The organism is Pectobacterium sp. IFB5596 (assembly GCF_021432585.1).
Lineage (GTDB): Bacteria > Pseudomonadota > Gammaproteobacteria > Enterobacterales > Enterobacteriaceae > Pectobacterium > Pectobacterium punjabense.
Map to the genome: position 1 here is coordinate 1 of NZ_LXFY01000001.1, position 23,791 is coordinate 23,791.

General features: G+C 49.5%; 23 protein-coding genes. 11 read left to right on the forward strand and 12 right to left on the reverse strand.

The features are described from left to right. Positions 1-58: 58 nt before the first annotated feature. Positions 59-1,789 carry an arginine--tRNA ligase gene (gene argS, locus A6301_RS00005; RefSeq protein ID WP_234256815.1) on the reverse strand — a complete coding sequence of 577 codons (1,731 nt, stop codon included), beginning with the start codon at positions 1,787-1,789 and terminating at the stop codon, positions 59-61. A gap of 657 nt (positions 1,790-2,446) precedes the next feature. Between argS and A6301_RS00010 the strand changes: the two genes are divergently transcribed. Together A6301_RS00010 and cutC are read left to right on the forward strand one after the other, a co-directional pair. After that, positions 2,447-2,995, forward strand: a complete 549-nt coding sequence (locus A6301_RS00010) for a VOC family protein (protein ID WP_107170674.1) — start codon at positions 2,447-2,449, stop codon at positions 2,993-2,995. Between the two features lie 288 nt (positions 2,996-3,283). After that, positions 3,284-4,042: a copper homeostasis protein CutC gene (gene cutC, locus A6301_RS00015; RefSeq protein WP_107170673.1), complete on the forward strand. Its 759-nt coding sequence runs from the start codon at positions 3,284-3,286 to the stop codon at positions 4,040-4,042. A gap of 152 nt (positions 4,043-4,194) precedes the next feature. Here cutC and cmoB read toward each other — a convergent pair whose 3' ends face one another. From cmoB to A6301_RS00045, 6 genes are all read right to left on the reverse strand, one after another. Continuing rightward, complete coding sequence (cmoB, locus tag A6301_RS00020) at positions 4,195-5,181, reverse strand: tRNA 5-methoxyuridine(34)/uridine 5-oxyacetic acid(34) synthase CmoB (RefSeq protein ID WP_215483713.1); 987 nt, start codon at positions 5,179-5,181, stop codon at positions 4,195-4,197. After that, a complete protein-coding gene (cmoA, locus tag A6301_RS00025) occupies positions 5,178-5,921 on the reverse strand; it encodes a carboxy-S-adenosyl-L-methionine synthase CmoA (protein WP_107170671.1) in 744 nt (247 codons plus the stop codon). The genes cmoB and cmoA overlap by 4 nt, the downstream gene beginning before the upstream one ends. A 277-nt stretch (positions 5,922-6,198) precedes the next feature. Continuing rightward, a complete protein-coding gene (locus A6301_RS00030; protein ID WP_010275916.1) occupies positions 6,199-6,594 on the reverse strand; it encodes an MAPEG family protein in 396 nt (131 codons plus the stop codon). A 154-nt stretch (positions 6,595-6,748) separates the two neighbouring features. Beyond that, on the reverse strand, positions 6,749-7,561 hold the full coding sequence (locus A6301_RS00035; RefSeq protein WP_107170670.1) for a DUF72 domain-containing protein: 813 nt from the start codon (positions 7,559-7,561) through the stop codon (positions 6,749-6,751). Positions 7,562-7,652: 91 nt separating this feature from the next. Continuing rightward, positions 7,653-8,870: an EAL and HDOD domain-containing protein gene (locus A6301_RS00040; RefSeq protein ID WP_234256816.1), complete on the reverse strand. Its 1,218-nt coding sequence runs from the start codon at positions 8,868-8,870 to the stop codon at positions 7,653-7,655. Positions 8,871-8,950: 80 nt separating this feature from the next. After that, a complete protein-coding gene (locus tag A6301_RS00045) occupies positions 8,951-9,193 on the reverse strand; it encodes a hypothetical protein (RefSeq protein WP_133169878.1) in 243 nt (80 codons plus the stop codon). Positions 9,194-9,366: 173 nt separating this feature from the next. Here A6301_RS00045 and aspS point away from each other — a divergent pair, with 173 nt between their 5' ends. The 6 genes from aspS (at position 9,367) to ruvB (ending at position 14,721) form a co-directional block, all read left to right on the forward strand. Next, entirely contained in the window at positions 9,367-11,163 is a 1,797-nt protein-coding gene (gene aspS, locus A6301_RS00050) for an aspartate--tRNA ligase (protein ID WP_234256817.1), read from the forward strand. Between the two features lies 1 nt (position 11,164). Then, positions 11,165-11,608, forward strand: coding sequence for a dihydroneopterin triphosphate diphosphatase (gene nudB / locus A6301_RS00055; protein ID WP_005967739.1), 444 nt, complete (start codon positions 11,165-11,167; stop codon positions 11,606-11,608). A gap of 23 nt (positions 11,609-11,631) precedes the next feature. Further along, the gene (locus tag A6301_RS00060) at positions 11,632-12,375 is read left to right on the forward strand and encodes a YebC/PmpR family DNA-binding transcriptional regulator (RefSeq protein WP_107170667.1); all 744 of its coding nucleotides are present in this window, start codon (positions 11,632-11,634) and stop codon (positions 12,373-12,375) included. A 97-nt stretch (positions 12,376-12,472) separates the two neighbouring features. After that, entirely contained in the window at positions 12,473-12,994 is a 522-nt protein-coding gene (gene ruvC / locus A6301_RS00065; protein ID WP_107170666.1) for a crossover junction endodeoxyribonuclease RuvC, read from the forward strand. Between the two features lie 91 nt (positions 12,995-13,085). Continuing rightward, complete coding sequence (ruvA, locus tag A6301_RS00070; protein ID WP_107170665.1) at positions 13,086-13,703, forward strand: Holliday junction branch migration protein RuvA; 618 nt, start codon at positions 13,086-13,088, stop codon at positions 13,701-13,703. Between the two features lie 7 nt (positions 13,704-13,710). Further along, positions 13,711-14,721: a Holliday junction branch migration DNA helicase RuvB gene (ruvB, locus tag A6301_RS00075; RefSeq protein WP_107170690.1), complete on the forward strand. Its 1,011-nt coding sequence runs from the start codon at positions 13,711-13,713 to the stop codon at positions 14,719-14,721. Positions 14,722-14,797: 76 nt separating this feature from the next. Here the strand turns inward: ruvB and A6301_RS00080 are convergent, their stop codons facing one another. The 3 genes from A6301_RS00080 to A6301_RS00090 form a co-directional block, all read right to left on the reverse strand. Further along, the gene (locus A6301_RS00080) at positions 14,798-16,177 is read right to left on the reverse strand and encodes a carbohydrate porin (protein ID WP_107170689.1); all 1,380 of its coding nucleotides are present in this window, start codon (positions 16,175-16,177) and stop codon (positions 14,798-14,800) included. Between the two features lie 168 nt (positions 16,178-16,345). Then, positions 16,346-16,651, reverse strand: coding sequence for a PTS lactose/cellobiose transporter subunit IIA (locus tag A6301_RS00085; protein ID WP_107170664.1), 306 nt, complete (start codon positions 16,649-16,651; stop codon positions 16,346-16,348). A gap of 149 nt (positions 16,652-16,800) precedes the next feature. Then, positions 16,801-18,129 carry a PTS sugar transporter subunit IIC gene (locus A6301_RS00090; protein ID WP_234256818.1) on the reverse strand — a complete coding sequence of 443 codons (1,329 nt, stop codon included), beginning with the start codon at positions 18,127-18,129 and terminating at the stop codon, positions 16,801-16,803. Positions 18,130-18,586: 457 nt separating this feature from the next. Here A6301_RS00090 and A6301_RS00095 point away from each other — a divergent pair, with 457 nt between their 5' ends. Then, on the forward strand, positions 18,587-19,546 hold the full coding sequence (locus A6301_RS00095) for a LacI family DNA-binding transcriptional regulator (protein ID WP_234256819.1): 960 nt from the start codon (positions 18,587-18,589) through the stop codon (positions 19,544-19,546). 85 nt (positions 19,547-19,631) lie between these two features. Here A6301_RS00095 and znuB read toward each other — a convergent pair whose 3' ends face one another. Together znuB and znuC are read right to left on the reverse strand one after the other, a co-directional pair. Continuing rightward, positions 19,632-20,417 (reverse strand): zinc ABC transporter permease subunit ZnuB, encoded by a 786-nt coding sequence (gene znuB, locus A6301_RS00100; RefSeq protein WP_205542285.1) that lies wholly within the window; start codon positions 20,415-20,417, stop codon positions 19,632-19,634. Then, a complete protein-coding gene (gene znuC, locus A6301_RS00105) occupies positions 20,414-21,172 on the reverse strand; it encodes a zinc ABC transporter ATP-binding protein ZnuC (protein ID WP_107170688.1) in 759 nt (252 codons plus the stop codon). The genes znuB and znuC overlap by 4 nt, the downstream gene beginning before the upstream one ends. Before the next feature lie 76 nt (positions 21,173-21,248). Here znuC and znuA point away from each other — a divergent pair, with 76 nt between their 5' ends. Together znuA and mepM are read left to right on the forward strand one after the other, a co-directional pair. After that, complete coding sequence (znuA, locus tag A6301_RS00110; RefSeq protein ID WP_234256820.1) at positions 21,249-22,259, forward strand: zinc ABC transporter substrate-binding protein ZnuA; 1,011 nt, start codon at positions 21,249-21,251, stop codon at positions 22,257-22,259. A gap of 12 nt (positions 22,260-22,271) precedes the next feature. Next, positions 22,272-23,594, forward strand: coding sequence for a murein DD-endopeptidase MepM (gene mepM / locus A6301_RS00115; protein ID WP_215484283.1), 1,323 nt, complete (start codon positions 22,272-22,274; stop codon positions 23,592-23,594). Positions 23,595-23,791 lie beyond the last annotated feature (197 nt).

The following is a 23,791-nucleotide window of genomic DNA, read 5'->3' on the forward strand; positions in this document are numbered from 1 at the left end:
AAAAAAAACGCCATGGATACTGCATCCATGGCGTTTTTGTTGTCCGTTGATGGCAGAATTACATCTTCTCGACGGTTTCGATACCTAGTGTATCCAGACCTTGCTTCAGCGTTTTCGCTGTAAGCAGCGCCAGTCTCAGACGGCTCTGACGCACGTTGTCATTTTCAGCATTAAGAATCGGGCAGTGCTCGTAAAAACCAGAGAACAGGCCAGCCAGGTCGTACAGATAGCTACACATCACATGCGGCGTGCCTTCACGGGCGACGGAGGTGATGGTTTCTTCAAATTGCAGCAGGCGTGTGGCAAGCGCAAACTCACGCTCATCGCTCAGCGTAATCGGCTGCGTTAAGGTGTCTTCCTGTATTCCTGCTCGCTTGAAAATGGACGCGACACGTGTATAGGCGTATTGCATATAAGGCGCGGTATTGCCCTCAAACGCCAGCATGTTGTCCCAATCAAAAACGTAATCTGTGGTGCGGCTCTTCGACAGGTCGGCATATTTAATGGCGCCGATAGAAACCACTTTCGCCAATGTTTCTAACTCATCGCTTTCCATCTGTGGATTTTTTTCTGTGATGAGTTTCAGTGCGCGATCGTAGGCTTCGTCCAACAGTTCGGACAGCTTGATCGTTCCACCTGCACGTGTTTTGAATGGTTTACCGTCTTTGCCCAGCATCATACCGAACATATGGTGTTCCAGGCTGACAGAGTCAGGCACGTAGCCAGCTTTACGCACGATGGTCCAAGCTTGCATCAAATGCTGATGCTGGCGAGAATCGATATAGTAAAGCACACGATCGGCGTTCAGGGTTTCATAACGGTATTTGGCACAGGCGATATCTGTCGTGGTGTAGAGGTAGCCACCATCCTTTTTCTGGATGATGACGCCCATCGGTTCGCCTTCCTTGTTTTTATATTCATCAAGGAAAACCACCGTTGCACCTTCGCTTTCAACCGCTAAACCTTTCGCTTTCAGATCGGCAACGATGCCCGGCAGCATACTGTTATACAGGCTTTCACCCATCACATCCTGTTTAGTCAGCGTGACATTAAGACGTTCATAGTTGATCTGGTTCTGCGTCATAGTGATATCGACGAGCTTACGCCACATCTGACGGCAATATTCGTCGCCACCCTGTAATTTCACTACGTAACCGCGTGCGCGTTCGGCGAAATCAGCATCTTCATCGTAGTGTTTCTTTGCTTCACGATAAAACGCTTCGAGATCGGACAGATCCATTTCGCTGGCGCTTTCGTTTTGCATTTTTTCAAGGTACGCAATCAGCATGCCGAACTGCGTACCCCAATCGCCAACGTGATTAGCGCGAATGATATTGTGGCCTAAAAACTCCAGCGTACGGGCGGCTGCATCACCAATAATGGTTGAGCGTAGATGGCCGACGTGCATTTCCTTCGCGACGTTGGGGGCGGAGTAGTCAATCACGATCGTTTGTGGTTCAACGGGCGTTAAACCCAGTTTTGGTGCATTCAGGGCGTTCTCAACCTGGCTCGCAACCCACTGCTTATCGAGAAAAATATTAATAAATCCCGGGCCTGCGATTTCTGTTTTTTCCGCAACGCCCTCCAGTTCCAAAAGCTGGACGACTTTTTCGGCCAATTGTCTCGGCGGCATGCCTAGTTTTTTTGCCACGGCCATGACGCCATTAGCCTGGTAATCACCAAACTGTGCTTTTGCCGACTGGCGGATCTGAGCTTCGCTGTCTGCTGGCGCGCCTGCCGCAGTTAACGCCTGGCTGACTTTTTCGGAGAGAAGAGCCTGAATATTCACCGGTTTACCTTAAATAAAAAATCAAGCCTTGCTTATACCATATTTGCCTTTCCCCGTCAGCAGACGGGCAGGGGGGAACTGAGAGATATTCAGATGAAAAATGCCTGCCGAGCGAGAGATGAAAAAAGAGGGGGATATGAAAAAATAAACAAGGAGAACACGAAAAAAGAGAAAGTAACGTTAGGCAGAATGAAAATAAATAGAAGTCGCGCTCTTAACGTTTTCTTGAACGATTATTTACACCAATTTTATGTGAGTCTCTGGTTTTAAAATGACGAAAAATAGCATATGCCGCAATAGCAATAAGCACGATAGATATAATGAGTAAAACCATAGTGATATCTCTGCGTTATTATTTGATTCCCTAATTTATACTTTTTCATTCTAATACTCAATGGGCTAGGTCTTATTTAAGATTCTTCCCAGAATAGATTGCGAAAAGTATCTCAAATTAACGTCAGGTAAAAAACATTGCCGTTTATTAACTGAGTGACATGATTTTCTTTTCTTTGCATTTAATGCGTTTTATGTGGAAACAGGGTAAGTCAATACATTCGCGAGGGACGTATAATTTAATTAGAAAATGTTATGAATGTGATATTCTCACTGCGTGAATAGCCGTTGATATGTGAGATGCTGTGAGGAGCCTTACCTGATATGTTGCCCGATGATTTGATAACAGATTTAGCGCGTTTTGAGCAAGAACTACAGGAATTCGCTGGTGCACTTCAGTTGGATTTACATGCATTTCAGGCTGACCATATTTCTTTGCGTTGCCATCAGAATACGACGGCTGAATCATGGAAAACGGCGTTACTAAAAGCGGGCACTTTGTTGTCTGAAAACCGTATCAATGGTCGTCCAATCTGCTTGTTTATACTGGATAAAGCCATCCTGATTGGTCCTTGGCAGATTACGTGTATTGAGCTGCCGTGGCCAGGAGAGAAGTACTATCCCCATGAAGGCTGGGAGCATGTAGAACTGGTACTGCCTGGCGATGCGGAGACGCTGCATCAGCGTGCGCTAGCCTGCTTGTCTGATGACGCATTGCGTACACCGGGTATCAAACTTAAATTTAGCTCTCCGCAAGGCGAAAAAGAACGAATGCCTAACCCAACATTGGCGATAACCAATGGGAAAGTGACAATAAAATTTCACCCATGTGATATACGAGATGTTGTCGCGAGTGAAAGCTCTCCTCTATAGAAAGAAAATAGTAAATAACCTGAACATAAGGTAATCAGAAAGATAACCATGGCTGAAAGATAAAATGCGATATCGCGTTATTCATGCCAATTGCTTTTGCTGTAGAACATATTAATAAAATTGTGGTTTATGTCATGTTTATTTCGCTAATGTATCGTGTTCATTGTGACTCCTGTCTCCTCACGATATGAATGTGAATGCCATAGTTATGACTTTAATCGGCGTGATGATTCGTCGATTTTCGATGATTAAGAAAAAGAGTCTGGGAGTTTATATGGAGGAGTCGCGATGACGAAACTGGAAGTATGCTGTTATAGCGTTGATTGTGCGATAACGGCAGCGCAGTCTGGGGCCGACAGAATTGAACTCTGCGCAGGACAGCGAGAGGGGGGATTAACGCCATCCTATGGTGCGCTGCGTGGTGCCAGCGAAAAGGTCGCGATTCCTGTTCACCCTATTGTACGCCCGAGAGGAGGGGATTTTTGCTACAGCCCGACGGAGTTTGCTGCTATCAAGTATGACATTGAGCAGATTCGCGAGATGGGATTTCCCGGCGTCGTTGTCGGCGTACTCAATGAGGAAGGGCACATTGATTTGCCCAAAATGCGCGAAATCATGGCGGTGGCGCAGGGGATGGCAGTCACCTTCCATCGAGCATTTGATATGTGCCTGAACCCTTATATTGCATTAGAACAACTTACCGATCTTGGCGTATCGCGCATATTGAGTTCTGGGCAGCAGCAGACTGCGGAAAATGGATTACGACTGTTACGTGAACTAACGCAGGCCAGTCGCGGTCCTATTATTATGGCGGGTTCCGGCGTGCGGTTAACCAACGTGCATAAATTTCAGCAAGCGGGTATCCGGGAGTTGCATAGCTCTGCTGGGCAGTGGGCCCCATCTCCTATGCGTTATCGCAAGATCGGTGTGTCGATGTGTTCTGACGCGGAGTTAGATGAATTTAGTCAGTACTGTGTGGATGGCGACGTGGTCGCAGCAATGAAGCGGGCGGTCAGCCCAGACCGTGAAACGCAGTGCGCGTCATGACGTAAGAAATTTCACAGTATAGGAATAGACTGTATTGCGATAAACACCCCATCGTCATTCTTCAATTTTGCCGCGCCGCATACCATCAGGTTTGCATGGCAAGTACCAAGCCCCAGTGTCTTACTGGGGCTTTTTTTATTGAGTGCAGTCATTTAGGGCTGATAGGTACCCGGTTTATTGGCAACCAATACCGCCCGTACTGGCGCAGGGTAGCCTTCTACCGTTTTCGTTGGATCTTCTGGATCGAGAAATTCGGCCAGCGACTCCGTGATCATCCAGTCTGTCCGGCGTTGTTCCTGCGTCGTGGTGACACAACTATCGACGATACGGACATTAACGAACCCACATTTCTCAAGCCACGTTGTTAAGGCCGCAGCGGACGGAATGAAGTACACATTGCGCATTTGCGCGTAACGTTCTCCTGGCACTAACACCTGATTCTCATCACCTTCAATGACCAGCGTTTCCAGCACCAGCTCGCCGCCTGCCACCAGTTGGTTTTTCAATTGCCACAGATGATCGAGTGGGGAACGACGATGGTACAGTACACCCATGGAAAATACGGTATCGAAAGCCGCAAGTTCAGGAAGTTGTTCAATGCCGAGCGGTAGAACGTGCGCGCGCTGATCGTCACCGAGCAGCTTGCGCACGGCTTCAAACTGACATAAGAACAGCTGCATGGGATCGATACCGACTGCCATCGTGGCGCCTTCTCCGACCATCCGCCACAGGTGATAGCCGCTACCACAGCCTACATCCAGAATGAGGCGATTCTTCAGCGGGCTGATGTGCGGCAGAACGCGCTGCCATTTCCAATCTGAACGCCATTCCGTGTTGATATCCACGCCGTAAAGCGAAAACGGGCCTTTACGCCAGGGCATCAGGTTACGCAGCAGTTTTTCAATGCCTTCACGCTGGCCGATGGAAATATCGGGTTCCACGCGCGCGGTGACGCTATCGTTCAAATCCAGCGAGGTCGGCGTCAGCGAGGGGAGATGTTCCAACGAGTTAAACCATAACTTGAACTTACCGTGTAAGGATTCTTGCTGCCAACTGCTGAGCTGTGAAGGTAGCGTATTAAGCCAGTGGCTGAGCGGACCCTTTGCGATTTGCTGATAAAAATTGCCGAAATCGATCACGCCTTTTCCTCTGCTTTCACGGCTAATAACGAACCAAAATTAAAACACTGAAACCACACTTCGCTGTGTTCAAAGCCAGCATCTGCCAGTCGCGCCTTATGAGTTTCTACCGAGTCGGTCAGCATGACGTTTTCCAGCATACTGCGTTTCTGACTGATTTCTAACTCGCTGTAACCATTGGCTCGTTTGAAATCGAGATGCATATTGAACAGCAATTCACCGACGTCTTTGTCTGCAAAATTGAACTTCTCAGAAAGCACCAGAACGCCGCCGGGATTTAATCCCTGATAAATACGCTCGATAAGCACCTGACGCTGAGACGGTTCCAGAAATTGAAGGGTGAAATTCAGCACAACCATGGAAGCATTTTCAATATCAATATTCAGGATGTCGGCTTCGACAATCTCGACAGGGGTATTGGAGCGGAAAGCATCAATGTGGCTACGGCAGCGTTTCACCATTGCCGGAGAATTATCTACCGCGATAATTTTGCAACCCGGAACGTGGATATTACGTCGCATAGATAGCGTGGCTGCGCCTAGCGAACACCCTAGATCGTAGACAAGGCTATCCGGGCGGGCGAATCGCTCTGCCAGCATACCAATCATCGAAATGATGTTGGAATAACCGGGTACAGAACGTTGGATCATATCGGGAAATACGTCGGCAACGCGTTCATCGAATGTCCAGTCGCCTAAATTGGCAATTGGCACAGAAAAAAGCATATCGCGGTTTGGCATGGCAGAAAGTGCACTGAGAGTAATAAAGAGGCGCGTATTCTAGCAGAATACGCCATACCCGTCATACTTCAAGTTGCATGTGCGTTGGCTGCGCTTACTCACCCGAATCACTTACTTGAGTAAGCTCATCGGGACTCACTCGCTTGCCGCCTGCCTGAAACTCGAATTATTTAGGGTATATGATCTTCGCCTTCCACATGTGGACGCGGTTTTTGATTCCCGGACGCATTATGTCTGTGCGCCCGAGAACGGCGGGTATTATTTTTGTCTCACGATATCAATACAGCGTGAAAACCAGATCCCAAGGAAGGTAATAGAGGTTTGCTGCAATCATCAGAATGAGTGAGGCATAGGTTGCTGCCATACCTGAACGTCGCCAGCGGAATTCGCGATGCCGAAGGCCGTAGTAGTGAACTAAGCGCCCGGCGATCAATAAAATGCCGCAAAAGTGGATCATGATGATAAGCGCGCCATTCATTTCCATCAGCACCAGCAAAATCGCCGCAATCGGAATATATTCCACCGCATTGCCATGTACTCGGATTGCGGTTTGTAACTCATAAAATCCACCGTCGCCATACGCCACGCGATACTGCATTCTCAGTTTTACAACATCAATAGACAGCTTTATCAACAAGATTGCGCCGAGCACGATATAGAGCGCACTTACCATTTTTTACTCCGTGACCTAACCGAAAACGGCTTGCAGAATAATAGCTTTACCTGGCGCACCTGTCGCCTGTAAAGCCCAATTTTTTTAGCGGAAATGGGTTACGTTGAGGGAGTGTTTATAACTAAACGAACTAACACATCCCCTGTTTACTGGATCAAAAAAGCGTTGCCTGCTGCGGCCAATCCGGTTGCGGTGGCAATGTTGGGTCGATCTCGGCGAGTAATGGCCAAAGCCGTTGTGCTAGCGGTGGGGCATCACCAATATCCGGCGTGTGAATAAAGAAGAAGGGATTTGCCTCAGGCCACTGCGGCAGCTTATTACGCCATGACTCGAACCAGCGCAGGTTTTCTTCCTGTGTTTCACTGCCAATAAAGCGGATCAGCGGCTGCGTGGCGGTCAGTACGGCGTGTACCGGTACGCGCGGCTTTTTACGCTGTGCCTCACGCATAGCGGCACTATCTGGTGCGGCGTGATGAACTGGGCGGCTGTCTAAAATCACGCGATTGACGCCGCGCTGCTGTAGCCCCTGATTGAGCGCACGTTCCTCATCACCTTTAGCAAAAAATAGCGGGTGGCGCACTTCCACGCCGTAGCTAAATTCCTGCGGTAAGGCCTCAAGAAAGCGCCACAAAATGGGCAATTGTGCGGGGCTGAAGACGGCAGGAAGCTGTAGCCATAGCTGTCCGATACGGTGCTCAATCGGCTCAAGGCATTGATAAAAAAGGGCAACATCGCTATCACAGTTTTGCAAGGCTGCTTTATGGCTGATCGTTGAGGGAAATTTGAAGCAAAAGCGGAAGTTATCATGCGTCATATCACGCCAGCGCCCGACAATCTCGCGCGAAGGTAACGCATAAAAGGTCGTGTTACCTTCAACACAGGTAAAATAACGGCTGTAGTCGGCAAGGTCGTTTAACCCCAGCCGACTCCACGCAGGGTGCTGCCATTGTGGTAATCCGATGTACATCTACTGCACCATCACATCATTGAGCCTCAATAGGATGTTTGCCATTATTGCGTAATCGACAGGGGAGCGCGAGTGAGTTGAGGGAAATCGTTTATAAAATCTCATCCGCCCACTGTGTGGCCTCCATTATCATGGTAAAGAAGTTTTCTTCATCGACACCTAACTGGTTTAAGAGGTGTTCAAGTTCTTCCCATTCTTGCTGTTCGTATTTAGCAATTAACGTCAGATAAATTGCCAGTTCGCCGGTGTTTTCTAATAAGCTCTGGTTAATTTTTTCGGATAGCGCGATTTGTGAAAGCAGCAGCGGCATGGGGGAATCGAGTACGGCATCAAGCAGCGATAATAATCCGCATAGAAACGCTTCAGTGGTATCTTCCTTCACATTAAAGGAGGCATACAATAATTCAAAAAATCTGGCGCGAATTAAGCTGGTACGATAAAGCTCGCTGGGTTTATTTTCATTACTGTTGGTAATGCTAATTAATGAGACAAAACGTTTAAGTTCACGCTGCCCAAGCAGCATTGCCATCGAACGAAACGACATCGAGGTCGCGGTGATGCCAAAGCGGGTATTGTATTTGATATTGGTGATATGGCGCATCAACTTATAATAAAGCGACAGATCGGCGCAGACCAATTCTTCGATCGTGGCATAGTTGATCTCAGGTTTATTGACTTCTCTCAGCAACCTGACGGTGTTGCTGGAGTTATTAACTAATTTTTTCGACTTAATCATTTCAGGACGACTGAAGAAATATCCCTGAAAAAGTGAGATTCCCAGCTTTTTGCTTTGCAGATATTGCTCATGTGTCTCTACTTTTTCCGCCAGGTAGGTTAACTTGCGCGGTGCTGTTCTTTTGATGAATTTTTCAATTTCATCAAACGTCGACTGGGTCAAATCAAATTTGATGATATCCGTGTAAGGCAAAAAGCGATCCCATTCTGAATCCATCGAAAAATCATCAAGTGCAATTCTGAAGCCCTTTCTTTTTAGCTTTTTTACAGCAGCAAAGAGATCATTATTGGGTATCGCATTTTCAAGGATTTCAATCACGACCTTTTCCTGTGGCAATACTTCGGCCTGGCCATTGATCAGCATCTGATGGGGAAAATTAATATAGTAAGGTTGTTCCACGACAGATTTTGTCAGTGGGTTGGTCAAGAACTGATCGGAAATAAGCTGTGCAGTCGCAAATTCAGGGCTGACATCAGGAAATTTATTGGTGATGTCCATGCGAAAAAGTAGCTCGTAGGCAACGGTTTGTAGGTGCTGATTTAAGATAGGCTGACGGGCAACAAATGAATACATAGCTGTTCTCCATGTAAATCATACGCATTGGCCAATAATGGGAAAGCGCTTTTTATTAAAATTTTTATAAAAATAATGAGTTACTTATTAACTTTAGCAGGTTTTATTAAAAGGGAAGGCGGGTTTCCACAAATCCTTGCGCGATGGGCTGGGAGGGGGAAAACGGAAGTGGCTTCACGTCGACATTGCTGAGAAGTGATGCCTTTGGACGTTATGGTGCCGTGTTTTGCAACAACACTGTCCTGATCGGTGAACATTTCGTTAACCAGCAGAGAAATTTCGTAAAAAGAGTAGGCACCTGCATCGTAGAGCGTTACCTTCATACTTATCGTCCGCGCTATTATCCTTTATAATAGCCGCCTTTTTTCACCGAACAGTAACCCAGAAAAACCATACCGCGCAGCGAAAATGCCACGGTTTTTGCATTGTGATCTACCGTGAAGCGTGATCTACCGTGAAAACGTGTGAGCTGGCGGATGAGTAAAAGGACATCGTGATGCGTACTAATTATTGCGGGCAGTTGAATTCGTCCCATGTGGGCCAGGAAGTGACATTGTGCGGTTGGGTTAACCGCCGCCGCGATCTGGGTGGTTTGATTTTTATTGATATGCGTGACCGTGAAGGGCTGGTTCAAGTGTTCTTTGACCCGGATCGTCAGGACGCATTTAAACTGGCATCCGAGTTGCGTAACGAGTTCTGTATCCAACTTACCGGTGTAGTACGTGCACGTCCAGAAAGCCAAATCAACAAAGATATGGCGACGGGCGAAGTCGAGATTTTTGCTAATGCTCTGACGATCGTTAACCGTTCTGAGGCATTGCCGCTGGATTCCAACCAAACCAACACCGAAGAAGCGCGTCTCAAATTCCGCTATCTGGATTTGCGTCGCCCAGAAATGGCGCAACGCCTGAAAACGCGTGCTCGCATCACCAGTTTTGTTCGCCGCTTTATGGACGATCACGGTTTTCTGGACATTGAAACGCCGATGTTGACGAAAGCGACGCCGGAAGGCGCGCGTGACTATCTGGTGCCGAGCCGCGTACATAAAGGCAAATTTTATGCGCTGCCGCAGTCCCCACAGCTGTTCAAACAGTTGCTGATGATGTCTGGTTTTGACCGTTACTATCAGATCGTCAAATGCTTCCGTGATGAAGACCTGCGCGCCGACAGACAGCCTGAATTTACTCAGATCGATGTGGAAACCTCTTTCATGACTGCGCCACAGGTGCGTGAAGTGATGGAGAAACTGGTGCGTGAGTTGTGGCTGGATGTGAAAGGCGTCGATCTGGGCGATTTCCCGATCATGACGTTCGCAGAGGCCATGCGTCGTTTTGGTTCCGACAAGCCAGATCTGCGCAACCCGCTGGAGCTGGTTGACGTTGCCGATCTGGTTAAAGACATTGACTTTAAAGTGTTCTCCGGCCCGGCAAACGATGCCAAAGGTCGCGTTGCCGCTATCCGCGTACCGGGCGGCGCACAGCTGAGCCGTAAGCAGATTGATGAATACGGCAAGTTTATTGAAATTTATGGCGCGAAAGGTTTGGCTTATATCAAGGTCAACGAGCGTGCCAAAGGACTGGAAGGCGTTCAAAGTCCGGTCGCAAAATTCCTGAATGAAGACAGGCTGTCTGCATTGTTGGAACGCACAGCGGCGCAAGATGGTGACATTCTGTTCTTCGGTGCGGACAGCGCGAAAGTGGTGACTGATGCGCTGGGCGCGCTGCGCCTTAAACTGGGTCGCGATCTGGGCTTGACGAAAGACGATAGTTGGGAACCACTGTGGGTGGTTGATTTCCCTATGTTTGAGGAAGATGGCGAAGGTGGGCTGGCCGCGATGCACCATCCGTTTACCGCGCCGCGTGACATGTTGCCTTCAGAACTGTCAGCCAATCCAGTGGCGGCGATCGCCAACGCCTATGACATGGTGATTAACGGTTATGAAGTGGGCGGCGGTTCCGTGCGTATTCACAGTGGTGAAATGCAGCAAACGGTGTTCGGTATTCTGGGCATTACCGAGCAAGAACAGCGTGAGAAATTTGGCTTCCTGTTGGACGCGCTGAAATACGGTACACCACCGCACGCGGGTCTGGCGTTTGGCCTTGACCGTCTGGTGATGTTGCTGACGGGTACCGATAACATTCGTGACGTTATCGCCTTCCCGAAAACAACGGCGGCGGCGTGCCTGATGACGGAAGCGCCAAGCTTCGCCAACCCGGCCTCGCTGGAAGAGCTTGCGATTGCGGTTGTTGTGAAAGGGAAAGCGGCTCAGGATGGAAAATCCGAGAACGAATAAGATGGTATATAAGCGACCCGTTTCGGTGTTGGTGGTGATTTATGCCCGTGACACTGGGCGAGTGCTGATGCTGCAACGGCGCGACGATCCTGAATTCTGGCAATCCGTGACGGGGAGTATAGAAGAAGGGGAAAGTGCGCCGTATGCTGCACAGCGTGAAGTCAAAGAAGAAGTTAACATTGATATATCCGCTGAAGCGTTATCACTCTTTGACTGTCAGCGCTGTATTGAGTTTGAGCTATTTGCTCATTTGAGACGTCGCTATGCGCCGGGGGTCACGCACAATACCGAACATTGGTATTGCCTTGCGTTACCTGCTGAGCGCGAGGTGCAATTATCCGAGCATCTTGCTTACCAGTGGCTGGATGTGCCCCATGCGGCACAGTTAACTAAGTCCTGGAGCAATCGGCAGGCGATTGAAGAGTTTGTTATTTATCCGGCCTGAACAGGCTTTTTTCGGAGATTTTTATGGCAGGTCATAGTAAGTGGGCTAACACAAAGCATCGTAAAGCAGCACAGGATGCCAAGCGCGGTAAGATCTTTACCAAGATTATCCGCGAACTGGTTACCGCAGCCCGTCTGGGTGGCGGCGATCCTGGGTCTAACCCACGTCTGCGCGCAGCGATCGATAAAGCACTGTCCAACAACATGACGCGCGATACGCTGAATCGCGCCATTGCTCGTGGTGTCGGCGGTGACGATGATGCCAACATGGAAACCATCATTTATGAAGGTTACGGACCGGGTGGCACGGCTGTCATGGTGGAATGCCTGAGTGACAACCGCAACCGTACCGTTTCCGAGGTGCGTCATGCGTTTACCAAAACCGGCGGTAATCTGGGGACTGATGGTTCCGTGTCATACCTCTTCACCAAGAAAGGCGTCATTTCTTATGCGCCGGGTCTGGATGAAGATGCGGTGATGGATGCGGCGCTAGAAGCCGGTGCTGATGATGTTGTGACGTATGACGACGGTGCGATTGACGTCTTCACGCCGTGGGAAACGTTCGGTAACGTGAAAGATGCGTTGGATGCGGCTGGCCTGAAAGCCGAAGCGGCTGAAGTGTCCATGATTCCGTCAACCAAGGCGGATATGGATGCAGAAACGGCACCGAAGCTGATGCGTCTGATCGACATGCTGGAAGACTGCGACGATGTGCAGGAGGTTTACCATAACGGTGAGATCTCCGATGAGGTGGCTGAACTGCTGTAACGGCCGCTCGGTAATGCTAAATAGAAACGACTATCTACACGGGCGAATCGGCGGAGCAGCATGATGATGATCGTAGCACTATGACAATCGTAGCACTATGACAATAATAGTCGGCATTGACCCCGGTTCGCGCGTCACGGGTTATGGCATTATCCGCCAGCAGGGACGGCATCTGACGTATCTCGGTAGTGGTTGCATTCGTACCGTGGTGGATGACATGCCCACGCGGTTGAAGCTGATTTATGCGGGCGTCAGTGAAATCATTACGCAATTTCGGCCAGACTGTATGGCGATTGAGCAAGTTTTCATGGCGAAAAACCCGGATTCGGCTTTGAAGCTGGGGCAGGCACGCGGTGTGGCTATCGTCGCCGGCGTGAATCAGGATCTGCCCGTGTTTGAATACGCGGCGCGGTTGGTCAAGCAAACCGTGGTAGGAACAGGTGCGGCGGATAAAAAGCAGGTGCAGCATATGGTTCGCTCATTGCTGAAACTGTCGGCTAGTCCGCAGGCAGATGCCGCAGATGCCTTGGCGATTGCCATTACACATTGCCACTTTAATCAGAGCCTGCTGCGAACTGCGGCGGCGAAAGTTAACCCGCTGGCAGGACGACTGCGTTGAAACAGGAGGCTGGATATTCATCCAGCCTTTTTTATGTTATATACTCGTCATACTTCAAGCCATTCATTCCCTACGTAAAAGGAAGCGCAACGTGATAGGTCGTCTCAGAGGCATTATTCTGGAAAAACAGCCACCGCAGGTGCTGATAGAAGCTAACGGTGTGGGTTATGAAGTCCATATGCCGATGACGTGCTTTTACGAGCTTCCTGAACTCAATCAGGAAGCGATTATTTTTACCCAGTTTGTGGTTCGCGAAGATGCGCAATTGCTGTACGGCTTTAATGATAAGCAGGAGAGGGCACTGTTCCGCGAGCTGATTAAAGTGAACGGCGTTGGGCCTAAGCTGGCGCTGGCGATTCTCTCTGGCATGTCCGCGCCGCAGTTTGTCAGTGCGGTCGAGCGTGAAGAGATCGGTGCGTTGGTTAAACTCCCTGGCGTCGGTAAGAAAACGGCAGAACGGCTGGTGGTGGAAATGAAAGATCGCTTCAAGGGCTTGAGCGGCGATCTGTTTAATCCGGTCAGCGATATTCCGTTGGCATCGCCAGCTAGCGCAGAAAGCCGTGCCAGCGATCCCGAATCGGAAGCTGCCGCGGCGCTGGTGGCGCTGGGCTATAAGCCGCAGGAAGCCAGCCGTATGATTTCCAAGATCGCGCGTCCTGATGCTGACTGTGAAACCCTGATCAGGGATGCACTGCGCGCAGCGCTGTGAGGTATTCATGATAGAAGCCGATCGTTTAATTTCCGCTGACGCTATTCCCGAAGAAGAATTTCTCGACCGCGCGATGCGCCCTAAGCTGCTGAAAGAGTATGTGGGCCAGCCACAGGTGCGTGAGCAGATGGAAATTTTCATTCAAGCCGCTCGCAAACGTGGGGATGCGCTGGATCATCTGCTAATTTTTGGTCCTCCCGGCTTGGGTAAAACGACGTTGGCGAATATTGTCGCCAATGAGATGGGCGTGAACATGCGCACAACGTCGGGCCCGGTGTTGGAAAAAGCGGGCGATCTTGCTGCGTTGTTGACCAATCTCGAGCCGCATGATGTCTTGTTTATCGATGAAATTCATCGTTTGTCGCCCGTGGTGGAAGAAGTGCTGTATCCGGCGATGGAAGATTATCAACTGGATATCATGATCGGCGAGGGGCCAGCGGCCCGCTCAATTAAGCTCGATTTACCTCCTTTCACGCTGATTGGCGCAACGACGCGTGCGGGGTCGTTAACCTCGCCGCTGCGCGATCGTTTTGGCATCGTGCAGCGTCTGGAATTTTATAATGTGGCGGATTTACAGTATATCGTTGGCCGCAGCGCACAGTGCCTGGGGCTGGATCTGACACCGGAAGGTTCCCTTGAAGTGGCTCGTCGTGCGCGTGGCACGCCGCGTATTGCTAACCGGCTGTTGCGCCGGGTACGTGATTTCTCTGAGGTTAAATCGGAAGGTGCGATTACCGGAGCCGTAGCGACGCAGGCGTTGGATATGCTGGCGGTGGATACCGAAGGTTTTGACTACATGGATCGTAAGCTGCTGTTGGCGATCATCGATAAATTCATGGGCGGCCCTGTCGGGCTGGACAATTTGGCCGCCGCGATTGGCGAAGAGCGCGAAACTATCGAAGATGTATTGGAACCGTTTCTTATTCAACAAGGATTTATTCAGCGTACACCGCGTGGTCGAATGGCGACGCAGCACGCCTATCGGCATTTTGGCTTAACGCGTGAAGATTTAAGTTAACGAGTGAAAAAACGTATCGCTTAAGAAATGCTTTCCATACTCAGGGAGACCACGCGGTCTCCCTGAATTTATGTGATTAGAACCAGGCTTCCCACATTGCCCCAACGTTGAACGAATCCAGCTGCGTGTTGACGCCGGTCGTTGTCCGCGCGGTGTGCTTGTTATCCACTTCACCGCCGGTGACATAGAAGCGCAGCATCGGTCTGAACTCCGGTCCCATGGCGATCGAGACATTCTGGGAAAGCGTCAGTTTCCATCCTTTGTTATCACCTCCCTGACCGTAATCTACATGCTGATAGCCTGCTTCAAGCCAGGTGGAATGCACATCATTCCAGAAATACATCGGGCGAACGATGGCATTGTAGTTACGACGATCGTCCTGACTGGCTGAGTCATTCGAGTAGTCGTGGTAGGCCAGCAGATATTCGACCTGCGTTTGCGGCGTGAATTTGTATTTGCCTTCAAAGCTGGCATAGAAGGTTTTCAGGTTGTCCGTTTTGTTGTAAACGCTGTTATCCGCATTGTTCGAATAGCGAGTGATAAACTGATTGAGGCTATTTTTCCCCGTGTGGCTCAGGACCGCGCCGCCTTGCCAGGCTTTCAGACGCGCATTGTTATCCACTGCTTTTGAATCAAAACCGTAGTTTGCGTACAGAGCGAGGTCCAACGGCCCCAGCTTGATGCCATGAACTTTGGACGTCAGCGCGTAATTGCCTTTATCACCCGTACCAGAACTGCCAGTACAGCTGATGCGTGAAGGGTTCGCATTATTCGTGATTATTTCAGGGTTACAGGATTCCACGGCCGCGACGGCCGCGACATCAAATTGAATACCGCCGAGATCAAAATTCTTTATCCCCGCGCCCTGACCGTCGTGGTTCATCCAGAAGTAGTCGTTGATACCCTGCTGTGGACGCTGATGGAAATCACGACCGGCCCACAGGTAGGCATTTGGCTGAGAGGCGAAAAGGTTAGTAACGCCCGCATAGGCCTTCTTCAGATTAACCTCATCACCCCAGTGGTCGATCATCACGACGACATCCCAGATTGCGCCGTTGTCACTCTTGAATGCCTTGGAAAGTTGAAATTCACCGCCGTTGCCTTCATTACCCAGACGACCCAGCGCGGAACCCCCGTTGTAGGAACCGTCAACCGCAACATATTTCTGGTCACCGCTCTGGAATTGCGCGCCGTAACGTGCATAACCGGTGAATTCGACGCCATAGGGTATCGCCATGTCAGGGGTTTTTGGTGCCTCAGGTGTTGTCAGAGGATCGACTTGCTTGCTGGCAATCGCGTCTAACTTGGCCTGACGCTCTGCCAGCGCTTTTTCCACTGCCTGAGCAACAATTCGGTCTAATTGTTCCTGAGTAATCGTTTCTTGTGCGAGCGCGGAACCGGAGCAAAGGGCAGCCAGTACCGCCAGCGTAACGGGAAGTTTTTTGCAATTTGTCATAGTCATCTCAATTCGGTAAGTTATTTTCAGACAATAACCATCCCGCTCTGATTGGCGTAATAATGATGCGACGCTCAGAACAAGGTGATTGTTATTTTTTTAACAGCATGACGTAATTAAATAACTGACGTAATCGCTCCTCCTTTCAAGAGGCATTCATTATTTGCATTATTGCCGTTGATAAAGATGAATAATTTCTTCTGATAATTCGCGAGCAAGTAGCGATGTCATTAAATGATCTTGAGCATGAACCATAATTAATGTCATCGGTTGTCTGGCTTCCCCTGCATCCTGCTCGATCAACTGGGTTTGCATATGATGCGCTTTACGTGCATAGCCATCGGCTTCCTTCAACAAATTTTTAGCTTCATCAATATCGCCTTTTCTTGCTGCATGCAGTGCTTCAAAACACAGACTGCGCGACTGCCCAGCATTGACGATAATTTCCATTACTGCATCTTCTAATGTAATCATCATAGAACCTATTTTTTATTTAACTGAATATTAGCGACAATAGTTATGTCTCTTATGCCGCATTCTTTAATGCTATCTAAGGCGGAAAATGGAAATATATTTATCCTGAACGCTTCCTCGCTGTTATTTACTCTTTTTATCTAACCGAATTAATTACTCTTTGCTGGTTTAATTAATGACAGATCGCTCTGTATTTTTTGTTCCTCAGTTTTCATTAGCGTACGTTCATAGGCACGCAGGAACGGTAAATACATTAGCGCGGAAAACACCATACACAGCAGGCACATGATCAGCGGGCTGAAACTCCAGTTTGCTGCCCACGATGCGCCAATGGGAGCCGGTGTCGTCCAGGGTGTGAGCGATACGACCTGTGCCAGCCAGCCCATTTTGGTTGCCGTGTACGCCAGTACGGCATTGATCATAGGTACGAAGACGAAAGGGAGAAACAGCATCGGGTTCATGATGATCGGTGCGCCGAACATGATCGGCTCGTTGATGTTGAAGAAGCTCGGTACAACACCCATTCTGCCGATGGTACGCAAGTGCGAGACTTTGCTGCGTAACAGCAGAAATGCCAAAGGCAACGTTGAGCCGACGCCACCGATTAGCAGATAGTGATCCCAAAATCCCTGTAAATAGATATGCGGCAATACTTCGCCTGCCGCCAGCGCGGCCTGATTCACGGCCAGATTAGTCATCCAGAATGGATTCATGATGCCCGTGACAATCAGCGAACCGTGGATACCCGAAAACCAGAAAAGCTGGCACAGCAGCACGGACAGCAGAATAGCGGGCAGAGAATCTGAGGCGGAAACCAGCGGTGCCAGCAGGTGCATAATCGCTTCGGGAATGATCATCCCTGTTTGCGCCTCAACGAAGAGGTTAAGTGGATGCAGTGTGGCGACAATCACTAACACGGGAATGAGAATTTCAAATGAGCGGGCGACTCCCGTTGGCACCTCTTTCGGCAGGCGAATCGTAATCTTGTGCTGCTTCAGGGCGGCATAAACGCGAGTGGCGTAGATAGACGTCAGTAAGGCGGTAAAGATGCCTTGCCCTGACAGATACTCGGTAGAAATTTTGTCATCTGCGTAAGGCGCCGCGACGAGCAGGAAAGCCATAAATGCCAACAGGCCAGACATCACGGAATCGAGTTGAAGCTGTCGTCCCAGGCTGGCCCCCACACCTACGGAGATGAAAAATGTCATCACGCCCATGCTCAACTCGAAAGGCAGCATCAATTGTTCGCGATAGGTGATAGAAAAGTCCAACCAGGCGCGCGCAAACCCGACGGTGGTATTGGCGGAGAAGGGGGGGAAAATAAACACCAACATAAACGAGCCGATGATCATAAAGGGGAGAGCGGCGGTAAAGCCATCGCGGATAGCGATCACATACTTTTGTTGCCCTAAACGCCCAGCCAGTGGGGTAATCGATTGTTCGATAGCGGCAATCATTGATTGATATAAGGAACTCATATGAACACCTTTTTATGTATCGCCGCGGCGGCGATAGATCATCATCAAGTACGTTATCGCTACATTACATCTCGTAACCCCTTGTATTAACAGGTCCGATGAAAATGTCGCGTGCTGCAACCTTTTATGAACATAGGCTTATACCGTTATGTTTCTTCCGCAACGGATCGCATTTTTCGCTAAGCAGAATGTAAAAAGTTATTGCCAGGATGATTGGATATCATATGGAAACCGTTTTCCATTCAAAGAAAAGAGAACTGTGATGCCCGTCAATGTGTGACGATTTCCGGCGGTATTAATTAGATTTACATCACATCTTAATGGCTGAAATGTCTATTGGCTGTTAAATGGATAATCGGTTTCCATGCTGAATGGAAACGGTTATACTGCAAGGCAATATAATTTAGGGTCAGTGCACAGATTTCGAGTCGGATTTAGCGTTCTCCAGGGGCAAATAATGTCTACAATCAACGATGTATCGCGTTTAGCTGGGGTGTCCAAAGCCACAGTCTCCCGGGTGTTGAGTGGTTCACGCGGTGTAAAGGAAGCCAGCCGGCTTGCGGTATTAAAAGCGGTTGATGAGCTTAAATATCGGCCAAACGTTATCGCTCAATCGCTGTTAAGCCAGTCAACTGGGTGTATCGGCGTCATTTGCGCACAGGACAACATCAACCAGACGACCGGCTATCTCTATGCGCTGGAAAAACACTTTAGTCGGCATCAAAAGCACCTCTTGTTACGGTTTGCCAGCAGTAGGACAGAAGTGCTGAGTGTGCTGGATGAACTGACTAGCGGCTTGTGTGATGATATTTTAATCATCGGCGCCCGTTTTCCGCTGAATCTGGCCGATAAGAACATTATTCTGATCGACTGCATGGAGGCTGATACCACCAACAGCCTACAATTCGATCATGCTTTTGCCACAGAAACAGCGTGTAATTACCTGATTCGGCAGGGACGACGGCAAATCGCACTGATTAATCCCGCCGCCAGCAGCTCGGCGGAACAGGTGCTGTTAGGGTATAAGCGAGCGCTAGAAAATAACTTTCTGCCGTTTAACCGCAACCTGATTTTTATGGATTCCTCTTCATCGTCATCGGTAGCGTTGCAAGTGCTGCTCAATAACAGTACGACGCTGAATTTCAATGCGTTGCTGGTCGCGGATGAACTGGAAGCCAAGCGTGTTATTACACAGCTTCAGGCGTTTAATAAATCGGTGCCAAAAGACATTATGGTATTCAGTCTTGCCGGTTCTCTCGATGTTCCGGGCATCCCGGCAATACCGGCAATTGAATACTCGATGGATGCGGTAGCCGCCAGAATTGTCTCCTGGCTCAATGAAAAAACGCAGGATGTACTGGGTTCGTATGTCTTACGGGGCGATTTAATCATTCCAGATATGGCCAACCGGAAATAGAAACGGGTCACGCTGCCTTCAAAATATAAAGCCCTTCTGAATATCTGATTCAGAAGGGCTTTTCGTTTTGGTTTTTTACCAATGACTAAGTGGGTTGCCGCTTAATCAGGCTGACAATAAACAGCAATGATGCGCACAGTACCACCGAGGGTCCCGCCGGTGTATTGTAGCCAGCCGAGAAGGCCAAACCGCCTGTCACGGCAATCATGCCAACAATAATCGCGATGCTTGCCATTTGTTCCGGCGTCCGTGCAAAACGTCTGGCGCTAGCGGCGGGAATGATCAGCAGTGAGGTAATGATCAATGCGCCAACAAATTTCATGGCAATGCCAATCGTTAATGCAGTCGTCAGCATGAGAAGCAACTTGGTGCGTTGGAGTTTCACGCCGTCGACATGCGCCAGCTCAGGGCTGATCGTCATGGAAAGCAGGGCGCGCCATTGCCAACGCATGACGGCGACAACGACGATCACGCCAGCACTGATAACCCACAGATCTTCTGTGGTGACGGAGAGTAAATCGCCAAACAGGTACGCCATCAGGTCCACGCGTACATTGTTCATTAGGCTGACGACGACCAATCCAAGCGAAAGCGCACTGTGTGCCATGATGCCGAGCAAGGTATCGACGGCCAGATAGGGGCGTCGCTCCAGCCAGACCAATCCAAGTGCCAGAATGAGCGTTACGGCGATGACGGCGGAAAAAAGGTTGATGTTTAGCAGCAGACCAAATGCAACGCCGAGTAAGGATGCGTGCGCCAGCGTATCGCCGAAGTAAGACATCCGTCGCCAGACGACGAACGAACCGAGCGGGCCTGCGGCAATAGCCAGCAAAATCCCCGCCAGCCAACCGGGAAACAGCAGCTCTATCATGCGTCGTTTCCACCTTGTCTTTTTAGAATGATGCGCCCTTGCAGGTCATGGCGATGATTATGATGATGGCGATAAATGGCTAATTGCTCCGTGCCGCGGTGACCAAACATGGCTAAAAATTCGGGATGAAGGGAAACCACTTCGGGCGTACCGGAGCAACAAACATGCTGATTAAGGCACAGGACTTCATCGGTTTTCGCCATCACCAAATGCAGATCGTGTGACACCATCAGTACGCCGCAGTGGAATTCCTGCCGTAGCTGATTAATCAGGTCGTACAGTGCCAGTTGCCCATTGACGTCGACACCCTGTGTCGGTTCATCCAGCACCAGAAGCTGAGGCTGGTTGAGCAGTGCGCGAGCTAAGAGGACGCGCTGGGTTTCGCCACCGGAGAGTTTCTGCATCGGTTGTTCCAGCAGGTGCGCAGCCTGAACGCGTTTAAGGGCGGGTAAAATATCCTGCTTTTTCACGCCGGGGCGCAGTTGCATAAAACGGCTGACGGTTAAGGGCAGGGTGGTATCCAGATGCAGCTTCTGTGGAACGTAACCGATACGCAGCGCAGGATCGCGCACCAGCGAGCCAGAAGTGGGGGAAAGCAGTCCCAGGACCACGCGCACTAACGTTGATTTTCCTGCGCCATTCGGCCCAAGCAGCGTCAGAATTCGACCTTCCTGCAAGGTCAGAGAAATATCTGACAGAACCTTTCGGCTGCCAAATGTTACTGAAATATTATTAAGTGATACCAATGTAGACATATAATTCGGTTTGCATAACTCATGTAACGTTATAATATAACAAACAACACGATAAAAATCGATGGGATCGACTTTCATGCAGCAATCAATTCAACAAAAAAAATGTATTCAGCCCAAAAAATGGTTAAAAAGTGTGTTTGTTGCCAGCGCGCTACTCGCAAGTGGGATGTCAATCAACGCGGCATCCGCTGCGGTTATTACGTCCATTCGCCCTTTGGGATTCATTGCGTCGGCGATTGCCGATGGCGTGACGCCAACTGAGGTTCTATTACCTGATGGTGCATCGCCCCACGATTATGCCTTGCGCCCGTCTGATGTCCAGCGTTTACAGTCCGCCGACCTGGTGATTTGGGTTGGGCCGGAAATGGAAGCCTTCCTTGGGAAACCGTTAGCGAAAATTTCGCCAGCAAAGCAAATTGCGCTTTCCACGCTGCCAGGCATTAAATCTGCGCTGGAAAAAGAGGCAGGACACGATCATGAAGATAGCCATGAGCAGGCACATGATGAGCATGAAAAAGGTCACGAGCACAGCCATGATGACGGCGACGATGATCACCATCATGGTGAGTACAATATGCACATTTGGCTCTCGCCGGAGATGACAAAACAGGCGGTAATCGCTATTCATGCAAAATTATTGGAACTTATGCCTCAGAATAAGGACAAACTAGACGCGAATCTGCTTTATTTCACGGATAAAATTGCACAAGCAGATGAAAAAATTGTTAAGATGCTAGCGCCTGTGCAGGGTAGAGGCTATTTCGTGTTCCATGATGCCTATGGCTATTTTGAGAAACACTATGGATTAAGTCCCTTGGGTTACTTTACTGTTAACCCCGAAATTCAGCCCGGTGCACAGCGTTTACATCAAATACGAACACAGTTGGTTGAGCACAAAGCCGTATGCGTTTTTGCTGAACCACAATTCAGGCCAGCCGTTATTAATGCTGTTGCCAAGGGAACCGACGTGCGCTCGGGTGTGCTCGATCCATTGGGAAGCAATATTGCACTGGGTAGAGATAGCTATGCCGATTTCTTGTTGCAACTATCGAACCAGTATGTGAGCTGTCTGGAGGAAAAATTATGAGGATACGAATAAGTGCAGCAGATAGTCCGAACTATCGCTCTGGCGTATAACAGTTTACCACGCCCCCATCGCGTCATGCTGGGGTCGCTTACCGTTGTGACATTGGCCGTCGCTGTTTGGCGGCCTTTTGTTTATCCCCACGTCGATGATGCCCCTGTCATTGTGAAAGATATCGACCTGGAAACCAGCCAACTGCGTACTCTGACGCCTGAAGCCAGTGAGCCGATAGATCAACCCTCGCCTGATGATGACATCCCACAAGATGAGCTCGATGATAAGGTTGCCGATGAAGGCGGCGTCCACGAGTACATCGTCTCTACGGGGGATACCTTAAGCAGTATTTTGACGCAGTACGGCATTGATATTGCCGATGTCACCCAACTCGCTGACCAGAATAAAGATTTGCGAAACTTGAAAATTGGTCAACAGCTATCCTGGGCTTTGGGAGAGAATGGCGATCTGCAAAGCTTGACCTGGCAGATGTCCCGCCGTGAAACTCGCATTTATGAGCGTGTGGGTACAGATTTTAAAGAGCGAATTGAAACGCTGAAAGGTGAGTGGCGCAACAGCGTACTGAATGGTCGGGTGAGTGGCAGTTTTGTCAGCAGCGCAAAAAATGCTGGCTTGACCAGCACAGAAGTGCGTGAAGTCATCAAAGCACTGCAATGGCAGTTGGATTTCCGTAAATTACGCAAAGACGATACCTTCTCTGTGCTGATGTCCCGTGAAATGCTTGATGGTAAAAGTGAACAAAGTGAGCTGGTCGGTGTTCGCCTGAATACCGGTGGTAAAGACTATTACGCCATTCGTGCGGAAGACGGCAAATTCTACGATCGCGAAGGCTCTGGTCTGACGCGTGGTTTTATGCGTTTCCCGACCATGAAACAGTTCCGAATTTCCTCCAACTTTAATCCACGTCGTTTGAATCCGGTGACCGGGCGCGTCGCACCGCATAAAGGTGTCGATTTTGCTATGCCGGTAGGGTCACCCGTTCTAGCTGTTGGGGATGGCGAAGTGGTGATTGCAAAGCGCAGCGGTGCTGCGGGGAATTATGTCGCTATACGTCACGGCCGCCAGTACACCACGCGCTACATGCATATGCACCGTATTCTGGTTAAGCCAGGGCAGAAAGTGAAACGTGGCGATCGCATCGGGCTATCTGGTAACACAGGGCGCTCCACTGGGCCGCATCTGCACTACGAATTCTGGATCAACCAGCAGGCAGTTAACCCGTTAACGGCGCAACTGCCGCGCTCTGAAGGGCTGGCAGGTAAAGAGCGTCGTGACTATCTGGCGCAGGTGAAGGAAGTCGTGCCGCAGCTTAAGTTTGATTAACGATATCCGTCATACTTTACGTTGTTTGTGCGTTGGTCAAAATGTTAACGTTTTGTCACGCAACTCGAATGATTTAGGATAGTACGGACTGCATGTTATGCCGGTGGCTTGCTGCCGGCATTTTCATTTATAGAACGCAGGCTCTTGGTTTTTATTGTCGAGCAGATGTGTTTTTGCGTAATTGTTGGCGGGTGTTG

What these genes read in the sequence shown, in the direction of transcription:
- A6301_RS00010 (WP_107170674.1), top strand. Translation starts at nt 2,447, where the DNA reads ATGTTGCCCGATGATTTGATAACAGATTTAGCGCGTTTTGAGCAAGAA.
- cutC (WP_107170673.1), top strand. Translation starts at nt 3,284, where the DNA reads ATGACGAAACTGGAAGTATGCTGTTATAGCGTTGATTGTGCGATAACG.
- cmoA (WP_107170671.1), bottom strand. Translation starts at nt 5,921, where the DNA reads ATGCCAAACCGCGATATGCTTTTTTCTGTGCCAATTGCCAATTTAGGC.
- A6301_RS00030 (WP_010275916.1), bottom strand. Translation starts at nt 6,594, where the DNA reads ATGGTAAGTGCGCTCTATATCGTGCTCGGCGCAATCTTGTTGATAAAG.
- A6301_RS00035 (WP_107170670.1), bottom strand. Translation starts at nt 7,561, where the DNA reads ATGTACATCGGATTACCACAATGGCAGCACCCTGCGTGGAGTCGGCTG.
- A6301_RS00040 (WP_234256816.1), bottom strand. Translation starts at nt 8,870, where the DNA reads ATGTATTCATTTGTTGCCCGTCAGCCTATCTTAAATCAGCACCTACAA.
- A6301_RS00045 (WP_133169878.1), bottom strand. Translation starts at nt 9,193, where the DNA reads ATGAAGGTAACGCTCTACGATGCAGGTGCCTACTCTTTTTACGAAATT.
- aspS (WP_234256817.1), top strand. Translation starts at nt 9,367, where the DNA reads ATGCGTACTAATTATTGCGGGCAGTTGAATTCGTCCCATGTGGGCCAG.
- nudB (WP_005967739.1), top strand. Translation starts at nt 11,165, where the DNA reads ATGGTATATAAGCGACCCGTTTCGGTGTTGGTGGTGATTTATGCCCGT.
- A6301_RS00060 (WP_107170667.1), top strand. Translation starts at nt 11,632, where the DNA reads ATGGCAGGTCATAGTAAGTGGGCTAACACAAAGCATCGTAAAGCAGCA.
- ruvC (WP_107170666.1), top strand. Translation starts at nt 12,473, where the DNA reads ATGACAATAATAGTCGGCATTGACCCCGGTTCGCGCGTCACGGGTTAT.
- ruvB (WP_107170690.1), top strand. Translation starts at nt 13,711, where the DNA reads ATGATAGAAGCCGATCGTTTAATTTCCGCTGACGCTATTCCCGAAGAA.
- A6301_RS00080 (WP_107170689.1), bottom strand. Translation starts at nt 16,177, where the DNA reads ATGACAAATTGCAAAAAACTTCCCGTTACGCTGGCGGTACTGGCTGCC.
- A6301_RS00085 (WP_107170664.1), bottom strand. Translation starts at nt 16,651, where the DNA reads ATGATTACATTAGAAGATGCAGTAATGGAAATTATCGTCAATGCTGGG.
- A6301_RS00090 (WP_234256818.1), bottom strand. Translation starts at nt 18,129, where the DNA reads ATGAGTTCCTTATATCAATCAATGATTGCCGCTATCGAACAATCGATT.
- A6301_RS00095 (WP_234256819.1), top strand. Translation starts at nt 18,587, where the DNA reads ATGTCTACAATCAACGATGTATCGCGTTTAGCTGGGGTGTCCAAAGCC.
- znuB (WP_205542285.1), bottom strand. Translation starts at nt 20,417, where the DNA reads ATGATAGAGCTGCTGTTTCCCGGTTGGCTGGCGGGGATTTTGCTGGCT.
- znuC (WP_107170688.1), bottom strand. Translation starts at nt 21,172, where the DNA reads ATGTCTACATTGGTATCACTTAATAATATTTCAGTAACATTTGGCAGC.
- znuA (WP_234256820.1), top strand. Translation starts at nt 21,249, where the DNA reads ATGCAGCAATCAATTCAACAAAAAAAATGTATTCAGCCCAAAAAATGG.